This window comes from Thermosulfurimonas sp., assembly GCF_015491435.1.
Classification (GTDB): domain Bacteria; phylum Desulfobacterota; class Thermodesulfobacteria; order Thermodesulfobacteriales; family Thermodesulfobacteriaceae; genus Thermosulfurimonas_A.
Map to the genome: position 1 here is coordinate 1 of NZ_WFVX01000069.1, position 2036 is coordinate 2036.

Below are 2036 nucleotides of genomic sequence, written 5' to 3' on the forward strand. Positions count from 1 at the left end.
GTGGAGGAAAGAAGACGTCGGGCCCGGGCCCTGGTGGAGCTCAACCAGGAGGTGAACAGCAAATACGCCGAGATGGGCTGGACCAATGCCCTGCTTAAGGGAGAAATCGTGCGCAAGGCCATCCAGCGGGCCTACGGCGTGCGGGTGCGAACCATAGAAGATGAGTATTATGACGCTCTAGAACGGGTGAAGGAGGCGGTAAGGGAGCTGGGGCCGGAGGACTTCGGGGGGATGGAGTGAGTCCGACCTTTACCCCCCGTCTGAGACCGCTTGAGGTCCTGCCCCTCAACTGGCAGGGGCGTTCCTCTCTCCTCCTGCGCGATCCCCTGGGCTACAGCCAGGAGACCCTGGTGGTGCCCCAGGTCCTGGGTCCGGTACTGGCCCTCATGGATGGACATCACGATCTTCGCGATCTTCAGGCCGCAGCCACCCGGGTGCTGGGGCGGTTGGTCCTTCTGGAAGAGATTATCCATCTGGTGGAAAAGCTTGACCGAAGCGGATTCCTGGAGGGAGAGAACTTTGAACGACTCCGTCGGGCCGCGGAGGAATCCTGGCACAGGGAACCGGTTCGTCCCCCGGCCTGCGCCGGACAGGCCTATCCCCAGGATCCGGAATCTCTGCGAAGGTTCCTGGATGAAATCCTTTCTTCCTTTACGCCGCAGCCCCGGAAACCTCCCCGCATACTCATCGCACCCCACCTGGATCTCCGTTCCGGGGCCCGGGGGTTTGCTGCGGCTTATCGGGCCCTTGAACTTCCCCCGGGAGCGAGGGTGATCCTGCTCGGCACCGGGCATCAACTGGATGCCCCCCTTTCCCTGCTCCTCAAGGATATGGACACCCCTCTGGGAAAGGTACGGGTAGATCGAACGCTAACCTCCCGGCTGATGGAGGCCCTTCCGGTTTTTCCGGATCATTTTGCTCACCGTCGGGAACATTCGCTGGAATTTCAGACCCTCTTTTTGCGCCATCTCTTTTCCGAATTCAAAGTGGTACCTTTTCTGGTGGGATCCATGGAGCCTTATCTCCTCCGCGGAGAGGATCCTCTCGAGGCCCAGCCTCTTTACCGAAAATGGGTGGAGGTGCTTCGAAAGCTCTGGGACGAGAGGACCTACATGATCCTGGGGATAGACTTTGCCCACCTGGGGAAACGGTACGGAGACGCCTTTTTCGCCGGTCCGCAGGAGGGGAGCCGGGCGGTGGCCCGGGATCGACAGTTGATGGAAACCCTTTTTCGGGGGGACTACCGGGACTTTCTGGAGGAGGCCCGCCGCAGTCTGAGTTTCAAGATATGCGGTCTTTCCTCGCTGATCCTCCTCCGCGCCTTTCTCGAGGGATACCCGTTCACCGGAGAGATCTATTACCAGGAGGCCGTGCCCTTCGGACCGGGTTCCCTGGTTTCTATTCTTGCCGCCGGAATATGGTGGTGATGCGGCTGGATCGTTTTCTGGCTGAGGCCGGTCTGGGGAGCCGCCGGGAGACCAAAAAGCTGATCCTCAAGGGGCGGGTTAGGGTGGAGGGACGTCCCGTAAGGGACCCCTCCTATCGGGTGCGGCCCGGGGAACGGGTGGAGGTGGACGGAAAACCGGTGGGTTATCCTCCGGACTATCGCTATTTTCTCTTCTATAAACCCCCGGGATACGTAACCTCCACCCGGGATAGACTCCCCACGGTCATGGAGTTCTTTCGGGAGGTGCCCCGTCACGAGCGTCTTTTCCCGGTGGGAAGGCTGGATCGCGATGCCGAGGGACTGCTGCTTGTCACCGACGACGGGGAGCTGGCCCATCGTTTGCTCCATCCCAGGTACCGTCTTCCGCGGGTCTATGAGGTAGAGGTGGAAGGGGAATTCCCGGAGGAACTTCTTCCTCGCCTGGAGGAACGTTTTATCCTGGAGGGCCGGCTCACCCTTCCGGCGCGGGCTCGTCTCCTTTACGGGTCCGCGGATTCCACCCGGCTGGAGATAACCCTTTATGAGGGGCGGCATCACCAGGTGAAACGCATGTTTTCCCGTCTGGGGTTTCGGGTGGTCCGCCTCAAAC

Annotated in this window: 2 protein-coding genes and 1 pseudogene; all 3 read left to right on the forward strand. The window is 60.8% G+C overall.

Annotated elements, in window-relative coordinates; all coding sequences use genetic code 11:
- Positions 1-240, forward strand: a pseudogene (locus tag F8J34_RS03075) (chromosome partitioning protein ParB); the annotation flags it as partial.
- On the forward strand, positions 237-1427 hold the full coding sequence (amrB, locus tag F8J34_RS03080) for an AmmeMemoRadiSam system protein B (RefSeq protein ID WP_297056418.1): 1191 nt from the start codon (positions 237-239) through the stop codon (positions 1425-1427). The pseudogene F8J34_RS03075 and the gene amrB, both read left to right, overlap by 4 nt.
- Positions 1418-2036, forward strand: a 619-nt coding sequence (locus F8J34_RS03085; RefSeq protein WP_297056420.1) for a pseudouridine synthase, incomplete at its 3' end; no start/stop codon positions are given. The genes amrB and F8J34_RS03085, both read left to right, overlap by 10 nt.